At 72.2% G+C, this 21148-nt stretch carries 16 protein-coding genes and 1 pseudogene; 9 read left to right on the forward strand and 8 right to left on the reverse strand.

Annotated features, from left to right (window positions below; genetic code table 11):
* Window positions 1-33: 33 nt before the first annotated feature.
* From OG965_RS22695 to OG965_RS22715, 5 genes are all read right to left on the reverse strand, one after another.
* A complete protein-coding gene (locus tag OG965_RS22695; RefSeq protein WP_371653907.1) occupies window positions 34-990 on the reverse strand; it encodes an alpha/beta fold hydrolase in 957 nt (318 codons plus the stop codon).
* Window positions 987-1445, reverse strand: coding sequence for a phage holin family protein (locus OG965_RS22700; RefSeq protein ID WP_371653908.1), 459 nt, complete (start codon window positions 1443-1445; stop codon window positions 987-989). The genes OG965_RS22695 and OG965_RS22700 overlap by 4 nt, the downstream gene beginning before the upstream one ends.
* Before the next feature lie 75 nt (window positions 1446-1520).
* On the reverse strand, window positions 1521-2936 hold the full coding sequence (nhaA, locus tag OG965_RS22705) for a Na+/H+ antiporter NhaA (protein ID WP_371653909.1): 1416 nt from the start codon (window positions 2934-2936) through the stop codon (window positions 1521-1523).
* Window positions 2937-3540: 604 nt separating this feature from the next.
* Window positions 3541-5496, reverse strand: a complete 1956-nt coding sequence (gene acs, locus OG965_RS22710; protein ID WP_371653910.1) for an acetate--CoA ligase — start codon at window positions 5494-5496, stop codon at window positions 3541-3543.
* 203 nt (window positions 5497-5699) lie between these two features.
* Complete coding sequence (locus OG965_RS22715; protein ID WP_371653911.1) at window positions 5700-8018, reverse strand: bifunctional SulP family inorganic anion transporter/carbonic anhydrase; 2319 nt, start codon at window positions 8016-8018, stop codon at window positions 5700-5702.
* Window positions 8019-8316: 298 nt separating this feature from the next.
* Between OG965_RS22715 and OG965_RS22720 the strand changes: the two genes are divergently transcribed.
* On the forward strand, window positions 8317-9600 hold the full coding sequence (locus OG965_RS22720; protein WP_371653912.1) for a hypothetical protein: 1284 nt from the start codon (window positions 8317-8319) through the stop codon (window positions 9598-9600).
* A 27-nt stretch (window positions 9601-9627) separates the two neighbouring features.
* Here the strand turns inward: OG965_RS22720 and OG965_RS22725 are convergent, their stop codons facing one another.
* Window positions 9628-10614, reverse strand: a complete 987-nt coding sequence (locus OG965_RS22725) for an ATP-binding protein (RefSeq protein WP_371653913.1) — start codon at window positions 10612-10614, stop codon at window positions 9628-9630.
* Window positions 10615-10716: 102 nt separating this feature from the next.
* Between OG965_RS22725 and OG965_RS22730 the strand changes: the two genes are divergently transcribed.
* Window positions 10717-11544 carry an oxidoreductase gene (locus OG965_RS22730; RefSeq protein ID WP_371653914.1) on the forward strand — a complete coding sequence of 276 codons (828 nt, stop codon included), beginning with the start codon at window positions 10717-10719 and terminating at the stop codon, window positions 11542-11544.
* Between the two features lie 404 nt (window positions 11545-11948).
* Here the strand turns inward: OG965_RS22730 and OG965_RS22735 are convergent, their stop codons facing one another.
* Window positions 11949-12785 carry an HAD family hydrolase gene (locus tag OG965_RS22735; protein WP_371653915.1) on the reverse strand — a complete coding sequence of 279 codons (837 nt, stop codon included), beginning with the start codon at window positions 12783-12785 and terminating at the stop codon, window positions 11949-11951.
* Between the two features lie 456 nt (window positions 12786-13241).
* Here OG965_RS22735 and ssd point away from each other — a divergent pair, with 456 nt between their 5' ends.
* From ssd to OG965_RS22770, 7 genes and pseudogenes are all read left to right on the forward strand, one after another.
* A complete protein-coding gene (ssd, locus tag OG965_RS22740; protein WP_371653916.1) occupies window positions 13242-14333 on the forward strand; it encodes a septum site-determining protein Ssd in 1092 nt (363 codons plus the stop codon).
* Between the two features lie 80 nt (window positions 14334-14413).
* On the forward strand, window positions 14414-15607 hold the full coding sequence (locus tag OG965_RS22745) for a TadA family conjugal transfer-associated ATPase (protein WP_371657026.1): 1194 nt from the start codon (window positions 14414-14416) through the stop codon (window positions 15605-15607).
* The gene (locus tag OG965_RS22750) at window positions 15604-16482 is read left to right on the forward strand and encodes a type II secretion system F family protein (RefSeq protein WP_371653917.1); all 879 of its coding nucleotides are present in this window, start codon (window positions 15604-15606) and stop codon (window positions 16480-16482) included. Before OG965_RS22745 ends, OG965_RS22750 begins: the two co-directional genes overlap by 4 nt.
* 68 nt (window positions 16483-16550) lie before the next feature.
* On the forward strand, window positions 16551-17414 hold the full coding sequence (locus OG965_RS22755) for a type II secretion system F family protein (protein ID WP_371653918.1): 864 nt from the start codon (window positions 16551-16553) through the stop codon (window positions 17412-17414).
* A gap of 106 nt (window positions 17415-17520) precedes the next feature.
* On the forward strand, window positions 17521-17721 hold the full coding sequence (locus tag OG965_RS22760; RefSeq protein WP_371653919.1) for a DUF4244 domain-containing protein: 201 nt from the start codon (window positions 17521-17523) through the stop codon (window positions 17719-17721).
* Window positions 17722-17881: 160 nt separating this feature from the next.
* On the forward strand, window positions 17882-18187 hold the full coding sequence (locus tag OG965_RS22765; RefSeq protein ID WP_371653920.1) for a TadE family type IV pilus minor pilin: 306 nt from the start codon (window positions 17882-17884) through the stop codon (window positions 18185-18187).
* Between the two features lie 14 nt (window positions 18188-18201).
* Window positions 18202-18492, forward strand: a pseudogene (locus OG965_RS22770) (Rv3654c family TadE-like protein); the annotation flags it as partial.
* Window positions 18493-18532: 40 nt separating this feature from the next.
* Here OG965_RS22770 and OG965_RS22775 read toward each other — a convergent pair.
* On the reverse strand, window positions 18533-21118 hold the full coding sequence (locus OG965_RS22775) for a DEAD/DEAH box helicase (RefSeq protein ID WP_371653921.1): 2586 nt from the start codon (window positions 21116-21118) through the stop codon (window positions 18533-18535).
* Between the last annotated feature and the right edge of the window lie 30 nt (window positions 21119-21148).

The raw sequence follows: 21148 nt of genomic DNA on the forward strand, positions 1-21148 counted from the left end.
TTGCGGGACGGGGCGGGCGGGCCACCGGCCGGACTACCGGTCGGGCTCGGGATCCTTCAGCCAGTTCACCAGCTCCGCCGAGAACGCGGCCGGGTCCTCCTCGTGGGGGAAGTGCCCCAGGCCGTCGAACAGCCGCCAGCGGTACGGGGCTTCGACGTACTCGCCGGAGCCCGCCGCGCTGCGGGTGCGCATCACCGGGTCGAGCGACCCGTGCAGATGCAGCGTCGGTACCCGTACCGGCCGCTTCATACGGCGGTTGAACTGGATGCCGTCGGGCCTGGCCATCGACCGCACCATCCAGCGGTACGGCTCGATCGAGCAGTGCGCGGTCGACGGGATGGTCATCGCCCGCCGGTAGACCTCCACGGCCTCGTCCTCCGGCGCCACCGGACCCGACCACTCCCGCACCAGCCGCCCCACCAGCGCCGCGTCGTCCGCGACGAGCTGACGCTCCGGGACCCACGGCCGCTGGAAGCCCCAGATGTACGAACCGGCCCGCGACTGCGAGGGGTCGGAGAGCATCGCGGAGCGCCAGCGCCGGGGGTGCGGCATCGAGGACACGACCAGCCGGCGCACCAGCTTGGGCCGCATCACGGCCGCCGTCCACGCCAGATAGCCGCCCAGGTCATGGCCGACCAGCGCCGCGTCGGGCTCGCCGAGCGACCGTACGACCCCGGTGATGTCCAGCGCGAGGTTGGCCGGGTCGTAGCCCCGGGGCGTGCGGTCGCTGCCGCCGACGCCCCGCAGGTCCATCGCGACCGCCCGGAAACCGGCGTCGGCGAGCGCGGTCAGCTGGTGCCGCCACGTCCACCAGAACTGCGGAAAGCCGTGGAGCAGCAACACCAGCGGACCGTCACCCAGCTCCGCGATGTGGAAGCGCGCACCATTGGCCGCTACGTCCCTGTGTGTCCAGGGACCATCGATGCGGACAGGGCTGCCATTGCCGCCAGGGCTGCCCGTGGCGCCGGTACCGGTATCAGGTGCGGTCATGCAGACGAGCGTGCCACAGCCGGGGCCTGGTCGGTCACCGGGCGGGGATGCGGCTTGACGCCCCCGAGCACGGCGGCGGTCTGCTTGGCCGAGGCGATGGACCTCTCCGGCGGCTTGACCTTCTTGAACTTGGCCACGGCCAGCACCCCGAGCAGGGCCGCGAGCAGCAGGAACGCTCCGCCGACGATCAGGAACGACCAGGCGAGGCCCAGTCCCAGGTTGTGGATCCCGTACGCCGCCGCGAAGCTCAGCACCGGCAGCGAGAACAGGACGAGCACTCCCGCGGTACTGATGGCGATGCCACCGATCGCGCCGCGCTTGACGTCCTGGCGCAGCTCCGCCTTGGCGAGTGCGATCTCGTCGTGCACCAGCGCGGACATCTCGGCTGTCGCCGAGGCGACCAGCTGGCCGAGGCTGCGGTCGGCTCCGGCGGCGGTGTTGCTGGGGTCGCTCATTCGCTGACTCCCTCTTCTCTTCTCCGGTCCCGTCATCTCCCGGCCCAGATGTCCTTCTCCGGCCCAGATGTCAGATCATGCCGGACGGCCGCCCTCGTCGCTCCCCGCCCCCGCCAGTTCCGCGAGGCGGCGGTGCTCGGCGGCCTTCGTCTCGTAGATGGCGGCCATCCGCAGGTGGTAGGCCGGATTGTGCTGTTCGTACACATCCGGGATGCCGTCGTGGTCCTCGTCGCGCTCCTCTTCCTCGACGAGCACCTGGTACCGGCGTACGCGCAGCTTCAGCAGGATGGTGGCGCACACGGCCGCGATCAGCGAGCCCACCAGCACGGCGGCCTTGATCTCGTCCGCCAGCGCGCCCTCGCCGTCGAAGGCCAGCTCGCCGATGAGCAGGGAGACCGTGAAGCCGATCCCGGCGAGCGTGGCGACGGCGAAGACGTCCGGCCAGGCCAGGTCGTCGTTGAGCTCCGCCCTGGTGAACCGGGCGGCGCACCAGGTGCCGCCGAAGATCCCGACCGCCTTGCCGACCACCAGACCGAGCACCACGCCGAGCGTCTCGGGCCGCGTGAAGACGTCCGCGAGCGCCCCGCCGCTGATGCCGACCCCGGCCGACATCAGTGCGAAGAGCGGCACGGCGAGCCCGGCGGAGAGCGGCCGCACCAGGTGCTCGATGTGCTCGCCGGGGGAGTGCTCCTCGCCCTCCTGGCGGGTGCAGCGCAGCATCAGGCCCATGGCGACGCCCGCGATGGTCGAGTGGACGCCGCTGTTGTACATCAGCCCCCAGATGACCAGCGCGAGCGGTACGTACACGTACCAGCCGCGCACGCCCTTGCGCAGCAGCAGCCAGAAGACCGCGAGGCCGACGACGGAGCCGCCGAGGGCGGCGAAGTCGATCTCCTTGGTGAAGAACACGGCGATGATGAGAATGGCGAACAGATCGTCGACGACGGCGAGCGTCAACAAGAACGCGCGCAGGGCGGACGGCAGCGAGGTCCCGATCACCGCGAGCACGGCCAGCGCGAAGGCGATGTCGGTGGCCGTCGGCACGGCCCACCCGTCCATCGCGCCGCCGCCGACGGCGTTGACCAGCGCGTATACGAGCGCGGGCACGGCCATTCCGCAGAGCGCGGCGATCACTGGCAGCGCGGCGGCCTTGGGATCGCGCAGCTCACCGGCCACGAGCTCGCGCTTGAGCTCGATCCCGGCTACGAAGAAGAAGATCGCGAGGAGGCCGTCGGCGGCCCAGTGCTGAAGCGAGAGGTTGAGCCCGAGCGCCTCGATGCCGACGTGGAACCCGCGTACGTCGGCGTAACTGTCACCAAGGGTGTTGGCCCAGATCAACGCCACGATCGCGGCCACGAGCAGCAGCACACCGCCGACGGTCTCGGCACGCAGCGCGTCCGCGACGAAGTTCCGCTCGGGCAACGAGAGCCGCCCGAGGAACTTCCGGCTGCTGCTCTTGCTGCTGTCCTTACGGGATACGGGCGCGGACACGGACGACCTCCGGTCGGTTCGGCGGGCATGACAAAGCACGTTGCCGACCAGACTTCCCGGCGCACCTGGGTCCCTCTTGTTGCGCCGCCGACGGGAGTGCCGCGACTGGACGCGATCTTTACTTTACCTAACTCTTTACCCGGGTGCGGGGGGACGATTCCGGTGATCGTTACCTTATGCGCAAGTGGGGTGGGGGGCGCGGGGTGCGGTGCCCGGTGTTTGTCTGCGGGTCGTCTGTGGCTGGTCGCGCAGTTCCCCGCGCCCCTAAAGGCAGAACGGGGTCCGGGCACATTCAGCCCCTCCAGCGTTGAGGAGCGGGGTCCGGGGCGGAGCCCCGAAAGCGGGGGCAGGGAGCGAAGCTCCCGCCCCTCAGGGGCGCGGGGAACTGCGCGACCAGCCACAGATGGCCCGCAGACGAACGGAGCCCCGAAGCGGGGTGCAGGGGCGCAGCCCCCGGGAAACGAGCCTCCACCCCCAGCCACCCCCGGAGGCCACGCGGCGGAGCCGCAAATGTCACAGCGGGGACGGGCGGGGTGGGGGAACAACGGCCGGAGGCCCAGCCACGCACACCGCGCAGCCGGGCCCCCAGCCCCCCCACCCCCGCTCAGTCCTCGCTGGAAGCGCCCGGCAGCTTGGTCTGGATCAGATCCATCACCGACGAGTCCGTCAGCGTCGTGACATCCCCCAGCTCCCGGTTCTCGGCAACGTCCCGCAGCAACCGCCGCATGATCTTCCCCGACCGGGTCTTCGGCAGCTCCGCCACCGGCAGTACCCGCTTCGGCTTGGCGATCGGCCCCAGCGTGGTGCCGACGTGCGCCCGCAGCTCCTCCACCAGCCCGTCCGACTCGGCCGCCGAACCCCGCAGGATCACGAACGCGACGATCGCCTGCCCGGTCGTCTCGTCGGCCGCGCCGACCACCGCCGCCTCGGCCACCGACGGGTGCGACACCAGCGCCGACTCGACCTCGGTCGTCGAGATGTTGTGCCCGGACACGAGCATCACGTCATCGACGCGGCCGAGCAGCCAGATGTCCCCGTCCTCGTCCTTCTTCGCCCCGTCACCGGCGAAGTACTTGCCCTCGAACCGCGACCAGTACGTGTCGATGAACCGCTGGTCGTCGCCCCAGATGGTGCGCAGCATCGACGGCCACGGCTCGGTGAGGACGAGGTACCCGCCGCCCCCGTTCGGCACCTCGTGCGCCTCGTCGTCGACGACGGTCGCCGCGATGCCCGGCAGCGCCCGCTGCGCGGAGCCCGGCTTGGTCTCGGTCACTCCCGGCAGCGGCGAGATCATCATCGCGCCGGTCTCCGTCTGCCACCACGTGTCCACGATCGGGCACTTGTCCGCCCCGATGTGCTTGCGGTACCAGATCCACGCCTCGGGGTTGATGGGCTCGCCCACCGACCCGAGCACCCGCAGCGACGACAGGTCGAACTTCGCGGGGATGTCGTCGCCCCACTTCATGAACGTACGGATCGCCGTCGGCGCCGTGTAGAGGATCGTCACCCCGTACTTCTGGACGATCTCCCAGAACCGCCCCTGGTGCGGGGTGTCCGGCGTGCCCTCGTACATGACCTGCGTCGCACCGTTGGCCAGCGGCCCGTACACGATGTACGAGTGACCGGTCACCCAGCCGATGTCGGCGGTGCACCAGTACACATCGGTCTCGGGCTTGAGGTCGAAGACCGCGTGGTGCGTGTACGCGGCCTGCGTCAGATAGCCGCCGGAGGTGTGCAGGATGCCCTTCGGCTTACCCGTCGTCCCCGAGGTGTAGAGGATGAACAGCGGGTGCTCGGCGTCGAACGCCTGCGGGGTGTGCTCGGCGGACTGACGGCCGACGATGTCGTCCCACCAGACGTCCCGGCCCTCGGTGAAGGCGGTCTCCTGGCCCGTACGCCGCACCACCAGTACGTGCTCGACCTGCGGGCACTTCGTCACGGCCTCGTCGATCGCGGGCTTGAGCGCGGACGGCTTGCCGCGCCGGTACCCGCCGTCCGCCGTGATGACCAGCTTCGCGTCGGCGTCCTGGATACGGGACGCGACGGCGTCGGCCGAGAACCCGCCGAAGACCACCGAGTGCGCCGCGCCGATACGGGCGCAGGCGAGCATCGCGACGGCCGCCTCGGGGATCATCGGCATGTACACCGCGACCCGGTCGCCGGCCCGGACGCCGAGCTCGGTAAGGGCGTTGGCGGCCCGTGAGACCTCGTCCTTCAGCTCCGCGTAGGTGATCGCGCGGCTGTCACCGGGTTCGCCCTCGAAGTGAATGGCGACCCGGTCACCGTTCCCGGCCTCGACGTGGCGGTCCACGCAGTTGTACGCGACGTTGAGCTGCCCGTCGGCGAACCACTTCGCGAACGGCGGGTTCGACCAGTCGAGCGTCTCGGTCGGTTCGGTGGCCCAGGTGAGGCGCCGGGCCTGCTCGGCCCAGAAGCCCAGCCTGTCCGCCTCGGCCTGCTCGTACGCCTCCGCCGTCACGTTGGCGTCGGCAGCCAGCGCGGCAGGAGGAGCGAACCGGCGCTCCTCCTTCAAGAGGTTGGCCAGGCTTTCGTTGCTCACGACATCTCCCTTTCCCAGGGCGTCCTATGTGCCTATGTGTCCCGGGCCATAGCTCATCAGGCCAATCGCCGGGTGACAAGAGCCTCCCGGAAATTGGTTTAGACCTATAGGGGATCCGGGGCATCGGCGTGTCATCAGACGGTCTCACGGACACGGTCCGCCCTGGGTTCAGGCATGCGCGGAAGGCGCGGCATCGCACCACGTCAGATGGGGGATGCCTCAAGGGCCGTCGGCCCCACCCCCTCGAACACCTCCGCGCAGTCGTCGGACGCCAGCAAGTACGCCTGGGCCTCGCCCACATGGAAGTACATCCCGTGCAGCGCCAGCGTGCCCTCGGCCAGTCGCCGCGCCACCGACTCATGGCGCCGCAGATGGTCCAGCTGCTGCACCACATTGGTGAGGCAGAGCTGCTCGACGGCGTCGGCGGGCAGCCGCCCGGCGATCCGCGCCCAGGAGTACTTGCGGCTCGCCATCCGCTCCAGGCTGGGCGCCCCGTGCCGCAGCCACCGCCGCAGGGGCGTCTGCGGGGCGTCCGGCTTACCGTTCAGCAGCGCCTGCATCGCCCCGCAGCCGGAGTGTCCGCAGACCGTGATGGACTCGACCCGCAGCACCTCGACCGCGTACTCGATCGCCGCGGCCACCGAGTCGTCACCGCACTCCGCGCCGGGCGGGGGCACCAGATTGCCGACGTTGCGCACGGTGAACAGATCGCCCGGTCCACTGGACGTGATCATGCTGGTGACCAGCCGGGAGTCCGCGCAGGTGAGGAAGAGCTGGGACGGCTGCTGCCCCTCGCGCGCCAGCCGCGCCAGCTCGTCCCGCACCAGCGGCGCGGTGTTGCGCTGGAACGAGCTGAGCCCGCTGGCCAGTTGGTGCCCGTGCCGCCTGGGCGCCGGCGCCTTGTCGTGGCAGTGGTGGTTGCGCCAGGGGGTCCAGGGCCGGCAGCAGCTCTGCGAGCTGGAGGCGGGCTCGGTGATCCGTCCGCCGGACCGGCCGGTGATCCGCACCTCGCCACCGCGCGCGGTGTGCGTGTCCTGCCAGCTCTGCAGTGCCTCGTACGCCGCGTGGTCCATGAACGAGCCGTCCAACTCCACGACGGCGCTCGCCCCTTGGGGCACCTGGTTCAGCGACCGGGTCAGCCGGGGCACGGCGAGGAACGTCAACTGCCCGCGCGCCCGCACCAGATACGACAGGTCGTCCCGGCGCTGCACCGTGATCCGGGTGCGTGCCACCCGGCGCAGCGCGACCGCGACGGCCACGGCGACCCCCATGACCACGCCCTGGAGCACCCCGAAGAGGAGCACCCCGGCCACCGTCGCCACGTACACCAGGAACTCGCGGTGCTTGTGGACGTTGCGGATGTGGGCGAAGGACACCATCTGGATGCCGACCATCATCACCAGCGCGGCCAGCGCCGCCAGTGGGATCCACTCCAGGACGACCACGAGGAGCCCGGCGGCGAGCAGCACCCACACCCCGTGCAGCACGGTGGAGGCACGGCCGGTCGCCCCGGCCCGTACGTTGGCGCTGCCGCGCACCGCGCCACCGGAGACCGGCATTCCGCCGAGCAGCCCGGAGACGGCGTTGGCGATGCCCTGGCCGCGCAACTCCCGGTCGAGGTCGGCCCGGGCGGGTGCGGTGCCCCCCGGCCGTTCGGCGGCCAGCTTGTCCACGGCCACGGCGGAGAGCAGTGACTCCAGGCTGGCCACCAGCGTCACCGTGAGCACGGCGGCGGCCAGCCCGGCCACCGGCCCGTGCGGCAGTTCCGGCAGCACATGGGCGTCCCAGGAGGGCAGGTCGACCCGGGCGATGTGGGGCGCGGCCAGGGCGGCCACACCGGTGGCGATCACCACACAGGCGAGTGCGGCCGGGATGCGGCGCAGCGTCTTTCCGACGCGTCCCGGGAGGCGGGGCCACGTCATGAGCACGGCGATGGTGAGCGCCCCGATGAGGGGTGCGGCAGGGCCGACCTTGGCCAACTGGCCTGGGAGAGCTTGGGCGTTGTCCACGGCCGAGCTCTGTGGGGAGCCGCCCAGGACGATGTGGAGCTGGGCGAGCGCGATGGCGGCGCCGATGCCGGCGAGGGTGCCGTGCACGATGGCGGGGCTCACGGCGAGCGCGGAGCGCGCGGTCTTCAGTGAGCCGAGTGTGATCTGGAGCAGACCCGCGAGAACCGTGATGGCGCAGGTGGTGCGCCAGCCGTAACTCTGGATCAACTCGGCCGATACCACCGTGAGTCCGGCGGATGGGCCACTGACAAGGAGCGGTGAGCCGCCGAGCAGCCCGGCGACGATGCCGCCGACACCGGCGGCGATGAGGCTGGCTTCCAGCGGGGCGTCGATGGCGACGGCGAGGCCGAGCGACATCGGGACGGCGAGCAGGAAGACGGTGACGGATGCGGACAGATCGGCTCCGGCGATCCGGAAGCGGCGGCCTCCTTTCCTGGGGGGCGGGGCGTGCGGGTGCTGGGGGCTGTCGGTGTGAGTGAGGGGCTGGGTGCGGGTGGGGACGCAGGCAGACATGTTTCCCGTCTCCTCCGGGGCAGCGCGGTCGCGGATGTGGGGTCGCGGCCGTGGGTCACGGCGTGCAGCGGCGGGATTCTCAACTCTCGGTAAACGAATCGTAATGCAGAGTAAAGGTCAGCGCTTCGCATTTAGGGCAAATAGGTCAACGATTCACTCTCCACGGTGAATAAGCAGCTTTTCGTGCGGCCTGTCGCGCCCCCTTCCCTCATGCTGCGTGTCACTTTTGCGGCGATTTGATGACATTCAGTGCAAGAGATCTTCGGATCTGCTGATCTGCGAGGAAGAGGGTGGGCGGATGATGGCCGCCACGAAGAGGATCGCCACCGGGGCCGTCGTCGTCGCGCTGGTCGCGGGCGTCGCCGGATGTTCGGTGGGCAACGGGACCAAGGCGGCCGCGCCCGGACCCGGAGCGGTCGGCGCCGCCGCCCCCAAGAAGGCCGTGCGCCTGATCGGCGACGGCTCCACCGCGTTCACCGGACTCCAGCCCCATCTGCTGAAGCCGAGCAAGCTGGCGCCCGGTCAGCAGCCGCCGCAGTTCGTGGTGTTCTCCTGGGACGGTGCGGGCGAGGACAGCCAGCAGCTGTTCTCCCACTTCCGCGAGGTGGGCAAGAAGTACAACGCGACGATGACGTACTTCCTCAGCGGTGTGTACATGCTCCCGGAGGAGAAGCGCGAGCGGTACACCGCGCCCAAGCACTCTCCGGGCAGCAGTGACATCGGGTTCAACGATCTCAAGGGCATCAAGGACACGGTCACCCAGCTGCGCGGTGCGTGGCAGGAGGGCAACGAGGTCGGCACCCACTTCAACGGCCACTTCTGCGGGAACGACGGTGGCGTCGGGACCTGGTCGGTGGACGAGTGGAAGAGCGAGATCGCGCAGGCCAAGTCGTTCGTGAAGAACTGGAAGTCGAACTCCGGGCTCACGGCGGAGGCGCCGCTTCCGTTCGACTACGACAAGGAGCTCATCGGCGGCCGCACACCCTGCCTGGAGGGCCGCAAGAACTTCGTGCAGGCGGCCGGTCAGCTCGGCTGGCGCTATGACACCAGCGGCGTCAACGACCAGGTGTGGCCGAAGAAGAACGACAACGGCATCTGGGACCTGTCCATGCAGCTGGTCCCGGTCCCGGGCCGCGCCTTCCAGACGCTGTCCATGGACTACAACTTCTACATGAACCAGTCGGGCGCGGTGACGGGCGAGGCCGACCAGCACGAGTACTGGGGCAACCAGATGCGCGACGGCCTGCTCCAGGCCTTCGACCGCTCGTACAACGGCAACCGCGCGCCGCTGATCATCGGCAACCACTTCGAGCCCTGGAACGGCGGCACGTACATGCGGGCCGTCGAGGACACGATCAAGACGGTCTGCGTCAAGCGCGAGGTGCACTGCGTGTCGTTCCGTCAGCTCGCCGACTGGCTGGACGCGCAGGACCCGTCGGCACTCGACAAGTTCCGTCAGCTGAAGGTCGGAGAGGCCCCGAAGGGTGGCTGGACGGCCTTCCTGGCCGCCCAGCCCGCCGTGCCGGTCCAGCCGGCCAAGCCGCTCCCGCAGCCCGGCCTCAAGCAGGCCGCCGCAGGCTGACGCCTTCCGCCGGCCGCGCTCGCGAGGTCAGCTCGGCTGCGGAACGGCGAGTTCCTCCTGGAGTACGAAGGCGGGGTCGACCTGGGCCGCCAGGTCGGCGCCCGTCTTCGCGTTCCCCCAACTCTGCGCGTTCTTCAGATGGAAGTGGACCATCTGGCGGGTGTACCGCTCCCAGTCGCGCCCCTCGTACGAGTCGTCCGCCGCGTCCTGCAGGGCCTGGAGGGCGAGCCGGTTGTCGGCCTCCAGGAGCTCGAAGCGCGGCGGGCGCCCCTTCTCCATCGCGCGCACCCAGTCGGAGTGGCCGACCGTGACCAGCAGGTCCTCGCCGACCTCGGCCCGCAGGAAGTCCAGGTCGTCCTGGCCCTGCACCTTGTTGCCGACGACCTTGAGGGAGACCCCGAAGTCCCGTGCGTACTCCTTGTACTGGCGGTAGACCGACACGCCCTTGCGGGTCGGCTCGGCCACCAGGAACGTCATGTCGAAGCGCGTGAACATGCCGGAGGCGAACGAGTCCGACCCGGCCGTCATGTCGACGACGACGTACTCGTCCGGCCCGTCCACCAGGTGGTTCAGGCACAGCTCCACCGCCCCGACCTTCGAGTGGTAGCAGGCCACGCCCAGGTCGGACTCGTTGAACGGGCCGGTCGCCATCAGCCGGATGTCCCCGTCGTCGAGCACCACCCGCCGCGCGCACGCCTCGTACACCGGATTCGACTCGCGGATCCGCAGCAGCCGTGAGCCCCGGCCCGGCGGAGTCGTCTTGATCATCGTCTCGGCGGAGGCGATCCGGGGGTTGGTGCCGCGCAGATACTCCTTGATCAGCGGCAGCTGCGCGCCCAGCGCGGGCAGGGCGGCGGCCTCCGCCTCGTCGAGCCCGAGCGCGGCCCCCAGATGCTGGTTGATGTCGGCGTCGACCGCGAGCACGGCGGCCTCGTTGGCGGTGAGGTGGCGGATGAAGAGCGAGGACAACGTGGTCTTGCCGCTGCCGCCCTTGCCTACGAAAGCGATCTTCATGTTCACCAACGGTAATCGTGCGGCAGCGCAATGTAGGGGTGGCGAGTGAAGAAGACCACTCGAAGGTGGGGTGTGGGCCACGGACGCGTAGCCTCGCTACTTATGAGTACGAACGCCTCGTCGGCCGCCGATCCGCTTGTCGCCCTGGGCTCGCTGCCGGGTGTCCCGGACGCCGTGGACTCCGTACGCAAAGCCGTCGACCGGGTCTACGGGCACCGTGTGATGCGGCGGCGCAGCAACGAGATCACCTCGGAGGCGGCGCTGCGCGGGGCGCGCGGCAGCGCTGCGCTCTCCGGCGCCGACTGGGCGCTGGAGGAGGTGCGGCGGCGCAGTGACTTCGGCTCGGAGGCCGAGGCGCGCACGGTCGGCGCGGCCCTGCGGCTGACCGCCGAGGCCGGTCAGTTGCTCTCCATCTGGCGGCAGTCGCCGCTGCGGGTGCTCGCCCGGCTGCACCTGGTCGCGGCCGCCGACTCCGCCGACACGGTGGGCCGGCCCCGTCAGCACGGCGAGACGGTGGACGAGCCGCTGATCGAGCTGCCGCTGCCGGACGCGGACGAGGTGGCGGGCCGCCTGGAGGGGCTCTCCCAGCTGATCATCGCGGGCTCATCGGCCCCGGCGCTCGTCACGGCCGCGGTGGTGCACGGCGAACTGCTCGCCCTGCGTCCGTTCGGCTCCTACAACGGGCTTGTGGCGCGGGCCGCCGAGCGCATCGTGCTGATCGGCAGCGGTCTCGACCCGAAGTCGATCTGCCCGGCCGAGGTCGGCCACGCGGAGCAGGGGCGCGCGGCGTACGCGGCGGCGCTGGACGGCTATGCCTCGGGGACGCCGGAGGGCGTGGCGGCCTGGATCGCGCACTGCGGGCGCTCGATCGAGCTCGGTGTACGGGAGTCGACGGCCGTCTGCGAGGCGCTTCAGCGCGGAGCGGCGTAGGCGGCACGGCGCTGGATGCTCGACGGCAGGGGCCGGAAGGCGGGGCGCCGGAAAAGGGTTGCGGCGGTACCGGATCGGTACCGCCGCTGGCATGTTCACCGTGTTACCAAGCGTCCTCGAATGTTGCCCATCAGGTCGGGAACTTCTGCCCGTCACCTGGTGCGGCTGGCCCGTAATCGACGGGTCGACGTCGCGTGGGTGCTCGATGTTCATGCTCGGTCCGTGGGGCCGTGTTGCGTAGAAGGTGATCCTCTCGGATGTCCCAGGTCTCGCGGGCCGTTGCCTTATTTGTACTCCAGGCTGGGGTGAAGCGGAACCCCTGACTGCACTTCTTTACTTTTAGGTTCAAACAGGGCAGAACGGTCAGCGCTGCTCGGAGGGCCCTCGGACCCGGTGTCTCTCGGTCAGCTCGCGGCCGCGGCGCGCCGCCGGCTCGCGTACCAGACGAGCCCGGCTGTGGCCGCCGCGGCGCCCACAGCCGCCGCCGCGACCAGTGCCGGACGGGGCGGCATGGAGAGCGCGGGCAGCCGCTGCTTGAGCCGGACAGGCCGGTTGAAGACGAGAACCGGCCAATCTCTGATGGCCGCTTCGCGCCGGAGTGCCCGATCCGGGTTGACGGCGAAGGGGTGACCCACCGCCTCCAGCATCGGGACGTCGGTCGCCGAGTCGCTGTACGCGTAGCAGCGGGCCAGGTCGTAGCCCTCGGAGGCGGCGAGCTCCTTGACGGCCTCCGCCTTGGTGGGGCCGTAGGCGTAGTACTCGACGTCGCCCGTGAAGCAGCCGTCGGGGCCCACGACCATCCGGGTGGCCACCACGCGGTCCGCCCCGAGCAACTCGCCGATCGGCTCGACCACCTCGGCGCCCGAGGTCGAGACGATCACGACGTCGCGGCCCGCGGTGTGGTGCTCCTCGATGAGGGAGGCGGCCTCGTCGTAGATGATCGGGTCGATCAGATCGTGGAGCGTCTCGGCGACGATCTCCTTCACCTGCTGGACGTTCCAGCCCTTGCAGAGCGCCGACAGATACTGGCGCATCCGCTCCATCTGATCATGGTCAGCGCCGCCCGCGAGGAACACGAACTGTGCGTAGGCCGTACGCAGCACGGCCCGGCGGTTGATGAGTCCCCCTTGATAGAAGGACTTGCTGAACGTGAGAGTCGACGACTTGGCAATGACTGTCTTGTCCAAGTCGAAGAAGGCGGCGGTCCGCGGCAAGGAGTGGTTTTCCACGAGGGCGAGCATAGGCGCCCACCATTCGGCGTACGCTGGGGCGTGTGGGTTTGCCTGAGAAGGCTCTCGGGTACACCATGGAAGTCACGGATCGTTCGCGACCGTGCTAACCCGGTCCGGCTCCTCCCCCCCCGAGTCGGCCGGAGAGACGACCCCCGCTCTCCCCCCCGGCGGGGGTCGTCGCATGTCCGGATGCATTTTCGGGCCTCGCACACGATCCTTCCCCCTCCCTCGGGCCGCATCGGCTCCTCCCTCTGCCTGTCCAGACTCGTCACGGAGCGTAATGGTTCCGGTGCGCTCTGGAAGTCACCGGTATAGGTGAGCGGAATATTCACAACGGGCGAGTTGTCCACAGCTTTTGACCAAGATCCACTTAATTTCCGGAACCGCTCCACCGTGATTCCAGTTCGCGAGATCCGCGGACGCCAGGAATCGCAGTGAGAGGGGGCGGAGATCGTGGACGGACCCATGGCTTCCGATCGTTCGGCGGGTGCTCAGGGGCGGCGCGCGGGCCCGCTGATCGTCACCGAGGACGAGGCGTTGCTCGACGATCTGCTGCGGCTGTGCGCCGCCGCCGGAGCCGAGCCCGAGGTGCACCACTCGGTGCCCGAGCGCCGGTCCGGCTGGGAGAGCGCACCGCTGATCCTCGTCGGGGACGACGCGGCCGCCCGGGTGCGCGGCGCCGCGCGAAGGCGCGGAGTGCTGCTCGTCGGGCGGGACCAGGACGACCCCGGGGTGTGGCAGCGCGCGGTGGAGATCGGCGCCGACCACGTGCTGCGGCTGCCCGACGCGGAGCAGTGGCTGGTCGACCGGATCGCGGACGCGGCGGAGGGCGTGGGCCGCCAGGCGCTCACCGTCGGAGTCGTCGGCGGGCGCGGCGGAGCCGGTGCGTCGACGCTGGCCTGCGCCCTGGCGGTCACCGCGGCGAGAGCCGGTCGGCGCACCATGCTCATCGACGGCGACCCCCTGGGAGGCGGCCTCGACGTGCTGCTCGGGGGTGAACAGGCCGAGGGCAGACGGTGGCCGGATTTCGCCGCTTCTCGTGGCCGGGTCGCTGGAGGTGCGCTGGAGGAGTCGCTTCCGCATCTGCACGCGCTGCGCGTGCTCAGCTGGGACCGGGGCGACTCGGTGGCGATCCCGGCGGAGGCGATGCGAGCGGTCCTCGCGGCCGCGCGCAGACGCGGCGGCGTCGTGGTCGTCGACCTGCCGAGGCGTGTGGACGACGCGGTGGCGGAGGCGCTGGCCCAGCTCGACCTGGGTCTGCTGGTCGTCCCCGCCGAACTGCGGGCGGTCGCGGCGGCCAACCGGGTCGCCTCCTCGGTCGGCATGGTGCTGCGGGACCTGCGCGCGGTGGTGCGCGGTCCGTACGCGGCGGGGCTCGACGAGCAGTGGGTGGCGGCCGCCCTGGGGCTCCCCCTGGCCGGTGAACTCCCGGTGGAGTACGGCCTCCTGGAGGCCCAGGAGAAGGGAGCTCCACCGGGCAGCGAAGTGCGCGGCCCGCTCTCCCGCTTCTGCACGGCCTTCTGGGATCAGGCGCTGATGGGGGGTGCGGTCGCATGAGCACGGGTCACGTGCGTACGGGTCGCATGAGTGCGGGGCGTGTGGATACGGGGCGCATGGGCGCGGGGACGGGTGCGGGAATGCCTCCGGGCGGTGCGCCGGGTGGGCCGGGTGCGGTCGGGGCGTCGCCGAGGCCGCTGCTCGACGCGGTGCGCCAACAGCTAGCGGAGAGCGGGGCCGAGCCGACGCCGGCCCGGGTCGCGGCGGCGCTGCGGGCCCAAGGGCGGCTCCTGGGCGACGCGGAAGTCCTGGGTGGCGCGGAGGAGTTGCGCTCCGAACTGGTCGGCACGGGTCCGTTGGAGCCGCTGCTCGCCGATCCCGCGGTGACGGACGTCCTGGTGTCGGCCCCGGACCGGGTCTGGGTGGACCGGGGCTCCGGGCTCGAACTCACCGGGGTCCGCTTCAGCGACACGGCCGCGGTGCGCCGACTGGCCCAGCGGCTGGCGGCGGTCGCCGGGCGGCGCCTCGACGACGCCCGGCCCTGGGTGGACGCCCGGTTGCCGGACGGGACCCGGATGCACGCGGTGCTGGCACCGATCGCGGTCGGGGCGGACTGTCTGTCGCTGCGGGTGGTGCGGCCGAGGGCGTTCTCGCTGGACGAACTGGTCGCGGCCGGGACGGTTCCGCCGGGCGGGGACGGGGTGCTGCGGGCGCTCATCGGCGCCCGGGTCTCGTTCCTGGTGAGCGGCGGCACGGGCACCGGCAAGACGACCCTGCTGTCGACACTCCTCGGCCTCGTCCCGGAGTGCGAGCGGATCGTCCTGGCCGAGGACTCGGCCGAGTTGAGGCCCGACCATCCCCATGTGGTGCGGCTGGAGTCACGGCCCGCCAACCAGGAGGGCGCGGGCCTGGTGACCCTGCGGGACCTGGTGCGCCAGGCCTTGCGTATGCGCCCGGACCGGCTGGTCGTGGGCGAGGTGCGCGGCGCCGAGGTCACCGACCTGCTGGCCGCGCTCAACACCGGCCACGAGGGCGGTTGCGGCACGGTGCACGCCAATACGGCCGCGGACGTCCCCGCCCGCCTGGAGGCCCTGGGCACGGCGGCCGGGCTCGACCGGGCGGCCCTGCACAGCCAGGTGGCGGCAGCGCTTTCGGTGGTGCTCCATCTCGTACGGGACAGGGCTGGGCGGCGCCGGGTCGCCGAAGTCCGGGTCCTTGAACGGGACGCGGCGGGGCTGGTGGTGGCCGTCCCGGCGCTGCGCTGGGGCATGGGCGGCTTCGTCCAGGAGCGCGGCTGGGAACGGCTGCGGGTGCTGCTCGGGGGTGCGTGGTGACGGCCTGGACGGCGCCGGGCTCGCCCGGGCTGCTCACCCCGGCCTCGGCGGCGGCCGTGTGCGCGTTCGCGGCGGCCTGGCTCTCGGTGGGGCGGGAGCAGGGGCTGCGCAGGGCACGGCTGATCGTCGTGGGAGGAGCGGTGGAGCCGGAGGAGCCGCTGTGGGGGCGGCTCCGGCAGCGGCTGCGTGCCAAGGCGCGGCCGGAGTGGCTGTGTCTGCCGGTCGCGGTGGTCGTGGCGGTGCTGGCGGGCTCGGTGCTGCCGCTGGCTGCCGGGGTGGTGGCGGTGCCGCTGGTGGGGCGGCGGCTGCGGGCCCGTGAGCGGGAGCGGGCGAAGTGGCGACGGGGCGACGAGGTCGTCACGTGGTGCGGGGCGGTCGCCGGGGAGCTGCGGGCGGGACGCCAGCCCGGCCAGGCTCTGACGCTGGCCACACGGGACACGGAGGCGCTGGGCAGCGCCGAGCCACGGGTGCTGGCGGCGGCACGGTTCGGCGGCGATGTGCCCGGGGCCCTTCGGGAGGCGGCCCGTGAGCCGGGCGCGGAGGGGCTCGCGGGAGTGGCCGCGTGCTGGCAGGTGGCGGTCGACGGCGGCGCGGGCCTCGCGGCCGGCCTGGAGCGCCTGGAGGCGGCGCTGCGGGCCGAGCGGGACCAACGGGAGGAGCTGAGAGCCCAGTTGACCGGGCCACGCACAACAGCCGCCCTGCTGGCCCTGCTGCCGGTCCTCGGCCTGCTGCTCGGCACGGCGATGGGTGCGAGCCCCCTGCGCGTGCTGTTGCACACCCCGGCTGGGTTCGGCTGCCTGGCGTTGGCCGGGGCGCTGGAGGCGGCGGGGCTGTACTGGACGGCGCGGATCACCCGGGCGGGGGAGCGGCGGTGAGCGGGCAGCTCGGACTTGGGGGTGTGGGCGGGGAAGCGCTCCGGGATGTTTTCCACAGGCTGGGGGTGATGGCGGCGATCGCGGCCCTCGTCCTGTGGACAGGGCTGGAGTTCGCGCGTCGCCGACGGGAGCGGGCGGTGCGGCGGCGGGTCGCGGAACTGCTCGCGGCGATGGATGCGGGGGCGGGGGCGTGGGTGGTGCCCGCGCGACGTGACGGGGCGCGGGCCCGGAGGCCGGGCACCCGGTCGACAGGCACTTGGCCGCCGGGCACCCGGTCGTTGGGCCCCTGGTCGCTGGTCGCCCGGCTGCTGAGCGGTGGCGCGGCGCGCGGGACGCTCGTACGGGCCTGGGCCGGGCCGCTGGGGGTGCTGGCCGCCGCATACGTACTGATCGGCGGGGTGCCCGGAGTCGTGGTGGGGCTGGCTGCGGCGTACGGGGCCAGGCGCTGGGCCCGCCGCCGGAAGCCGCAGCGGGCGAGTCCCGGGACCGATGCGGTGGACCCGGAACTGCCGCTCGCGGCCGATCTGCTGGCTGCCTGTCTGTCGGCCGGAGCGGGGCCGCGCGAGGCGGCCGGGGCCGTGGGGGAGTCGCTGGACGGCCCGGTCGGGCGGCGGCTGGCCCAGATCGCCGCCGAGCTGCGGCTGGGCGGCGAACCGGCCCAGGCGTGGGGGAGGTTGGGGGCGATACCGGGCGCGGCGGGGCTGGCCCGGTGCCTGGAGCGGGCCGCCTCATCGGGGGCGCCCGCGGCGGGCCCGGTCGGACGGGTGGCCGAACGCTGCCGGGCCGAGCGGGCACGGACGACGGCCGCCCGGGCCCGGCGGGCGGGCGTACTGATCACCGGGCCGCTGGGGCTCTGCTTCTTGCCCGCGTTCCTGGCCGCCGGGGTGGCGCCGGTGGTGATCGGACTGGCGGGCGGGCTGCTCAAGCACTGATGTGCGGGCCGGCGACGCGGGCCTTCAACAGCTCGTTCGAACAGCGCGATAGCTCAACAGCGCAATGGCGCAACAGCTCAACAGAAGGACTCACAGCAGGACTCACATGGGGGTTGGGATGAAGGCATGGATGCGGTGCGTCGCACGTCGGGTGCGCGGGGACGCCGGGATGACGACCAGTGAGTACGCGGTCGGAACGATCGCCGCGTGCGGCTTCGCGGCGGTGCTCTACAAGGTGGTGACGAGCGAGGCCGTTTCGTCGGCGCTTCAGTCGCTGGTGGAGAGGGCGCTCAATGTGCAGTTCTGAGGGCGGCGGTTCTGGGCCGGGCGGCCGGCCCGGGCGGGGCCGTCGGCCCGGGAGAGGCAGGCGGCTGCGCGGCCGGTGGCGTCGGTCCATGGGGCGGGCTCCCGGGGCTGACAGGGGCTTTGTGACGGCCGAGGCGGCTGTGGTGATACCAACCCTGGCTGTGTTCGCTTTGGCCCTGCTGTGGGGCCTGATGGCGGCCGCCGCGAAGATCGAGTGCCTGGACGCGGCTCGGGCGGGGGCTCGGGCGGCCGCGCGGTCCGAGGCCGAGCAGTCGGTGCTGGCCGCCGCCCGCTCGGCGGCCCCGGCCGGGGCGCGGGTCGAGCTCCGGCGGGACGGCGACCTGTGGCGCGTACGCGTGGAGGCCCCGACCCCGGGGCCCCGCGCCCTGGCGCTGACGCTGAGCGGGGACGCGGCCGCGCTGGCGGAGGACACGGTGGGGGAGCCCACGGTGGGGGAGGAGCGATGAGGCCGGGGCCGAGGATGCGCGGTGGCGGCCTCGCAGCAGGCCTTCGCGCCCGGGACCGGGGCTCGGCGTCCGTCTGGGTGGCGGTGGCCGCCTCCGCCCTCTGCGTGGTGTTCGCGGCCGTCCTCGTCCTCGGGCAGGTCGTGGCGGCCCGGCATCGGGCGGGCGGTGCGGCGGACATGGCCGCGCTGGCGGCGGCCGACCGGGCGTTGTGGGGGACGGCCGAGGCCTGCGCCGGGGCGGCCCGGGTCGCCGGGGCGCAGGGCGGCGAGGTGGTGCGGTGCACGGTGACCGGGGAGATCGCCGACGTGACCGTACGGGCGAGGTTCGGCCCGTACGCCCCGGAGGTCAGGTCCCGGGCGGGCCCGGCGGCTCCTCCTCCGTACCGCTTCCTGCCGCAGCGCCCGGGGCGGGAGCAGCCCCACGGTCCCGGGTCGCCGGGGTCTCCGGCGCCGCCGGGGCTTCCTGGCCCGGCGCCTGAGGCGCCCCTCGCAGCAGTTCCGTGAGGAGGCGGACCGCGCCCCGTTTGTGGAGCGGGTCGTTGCCGTTGCCGCACTTGGGGGATTGGACGCAGGACGGGCAGCCCGCCTCGCACTCGCAGGAGGCGATGGCTTCGCGGGTCGCGGTCAGCCACTCCCGCGCGGTGTGGAAGGCGCGTTCCGCGAACCCGGCGCCGCCCGGGTGGCCGTCGTACACGAAGACCGTGGGCAGCAGGGTGTCCGGGTGCAGCGGGACCGAGACGCCGCCGATGTCCCAGCGGTCGCACGTGGCGAAGAGCGGCAGCATGCCGATGGAGGCGTGCTCGGCGGCGTGCAGGGCGCCCCCGAGGATCTCCGGGTTGACCCGGGCGGCGTCGAGCTGGTCCTCGGTGACCGTCCACCACACGGCCCGGGTGCGCAGCGTGCGGGGCGGCAGGTCCAGCTTGGACTCGCCGAGCACCTCGCCGGTGATGAGTTTGCGGCGCAGGAAGGAGACGACCTGGTTGGTGACCTCGACGGAGCCGTAGCAGAGGCGGCCGGCTCCCCAGGCGATCTCGGTGTCGGTTTCGAGTACGGAGATGGAGGTGGTGTCACGGGCGACGGTCGAATAGGGCGGGCTGGCCTCCTCGACGAGGGCGACAGGGCCGTCGGGGTCGTCCAGGTCCAGGTGCTTCACCAGGTACGTACGGCCCTGGTGGAGGTGGACGGCGCCGTCGTGGACGGCGGTGTGGGCGGCGGACGCGTCGACCGTGCCGAGCAGCCGTCCCGTCGACGCCTCGACGATCTGGACCGGGCGGCCCCCCTCGCCCCGGATGTCGGCGAGGTCGGCGGCCCGCTCGCGGCGGGTCCAGTGCCAGCCCGAGGCCCGGCGCCGGAGCAGCTTCGCGGCCTCCAGCTGCGGCATCAGCCCCGGGCTCGCCGGACCGAAGAGCTCCAGGTCGGCCTCGGTGAGCGGCAGCTCGGCGGCGGCGGCGCACAGGTGCGGGGCGAGGACGTAGGGGTTGTCCGGGTCGAGCACGGTCGACTCGACGGGCTGCTGGAACAGCGCCTCGGGGTGGTGGACGAGGTAGGTGTCCAGCGGGTCGTCCCGGGCGACCAGGATTGCCAGCGCGCCCTCGCCCGACCGCCCGGCCCGCCCCGCCTGCTGCCACAACGAGGCCCGGGTCCCGGGGTAGCCGGAGATGATCACGGCGTCCAGGCCCGACACATCGATGCCGAGCTCCAGGGCGGAGGTGGCGGCGAGGCCGAGCAACTCGCCGGAGTGCAGGGCCTGCTCCAGGGCCCGGCGTTCCTCGGGGAGGTAGCCGCCCCGGTAGGCGGCGACGCGGCGGGCGAGGATGCGGTCCACCTCGGCCAGCCTTTCCTGGGCGATCACGGCGACCAGCTCGGCGCCGCGCCGGGAGCGGACGAAGGCGACCGTGCGGACGCCCTGGACAGCGAGGTCGGTGAGGAGGTCGGCGGTCTCGGCGGTGGCGGTGCGGCGGACGGGGGCGCCCTTCTCGCCGAGGAAGTCGGTGAGCGGCGGCTCCCACAGGGCGAAGACCAGTTCGCCGCGCGGGGAGGCGTCGTCGGCGACCTCGACGACGGGCAGGCCGGTCAGCCGGTGGGCGGCCACGGACGGCTGCGCCGACGTGGCGGAGGCGAGGAGGAAGACGGGGTTCGCGCCGTAGCGGGCGCACAGACGGCGCAGGCGCCGCAGGACCTGGGCGACGTGGGAGCCGAAAACGCCCCGGTAGGTGTGGCACTCGTCGATGACGACGTAGCGCAGCGCGCGCAGGAAGGAGGACCACCTGGGGTGGGCGGGGAGTATGCCCCGGTGCAGCATGTCCGGGTTGGTGAGGACGTAGTTGGCGTACTGGCGCACCCATTCGCGTTCCTCGACCGGTGTGTCGCCGTCGTAGACGGCGGGCCGGATCGCGTTGCCCAGGGGCTGGGCGAGGGCCTTCACCGAGCGGCGCTGGTCGGCCGCCAGGGCCTTGGTGGGGGCCAGGTAGAGGGCGGTGGCGCCGCGTCCGTTCGGGGCCTCGGAGCCGTCCAGGAGCGTGCTGAGGACCGGGGCGAGGTAGGCGAGGGACTTGCCGGAGGCGGTTCCGGTGGCGATCACGACGGACTCGCCGTCCAGGGCGTGCTCGGCGGCGGCCGCCTGGTGCGCCCAGGGGTGCTCGACACCGGCCCGCTGAATGGCGTTGATCACTTCCGGGCGGATGCGGTGCGGCCAGACTGCATGGCGGCCCTCACGTGGGGGCAAGTGCTCCGTATGAGTGATGCGCGCAGCCCGGTCCGCTCCCGAGGCGAGCCGGTGCAGGACCATGCCGGGGTCGGGTCGTTCACCCGTGCCCTTGGCGGGTGTTCTGGGGCGGAGATTCCTGGCCATCGGCACCGAGTGTGTCACTGGCGTGACGGACAATGGTCCCAAGGCGTCGTGCATGGCTGCTGGTAAGTGATTGAATGCCATCGCGGCTGGCGATCCGTTCTCTGGCTCCGC

It is taken from the genome of Streptomyces sp. NBC_00224 (assembly GCF_041435195.1).
Lineage (GTDB): Bacteria > Actinomycetota > Actinomycetes > Streptomycetales > Streptomycetaceae > Streptomyces.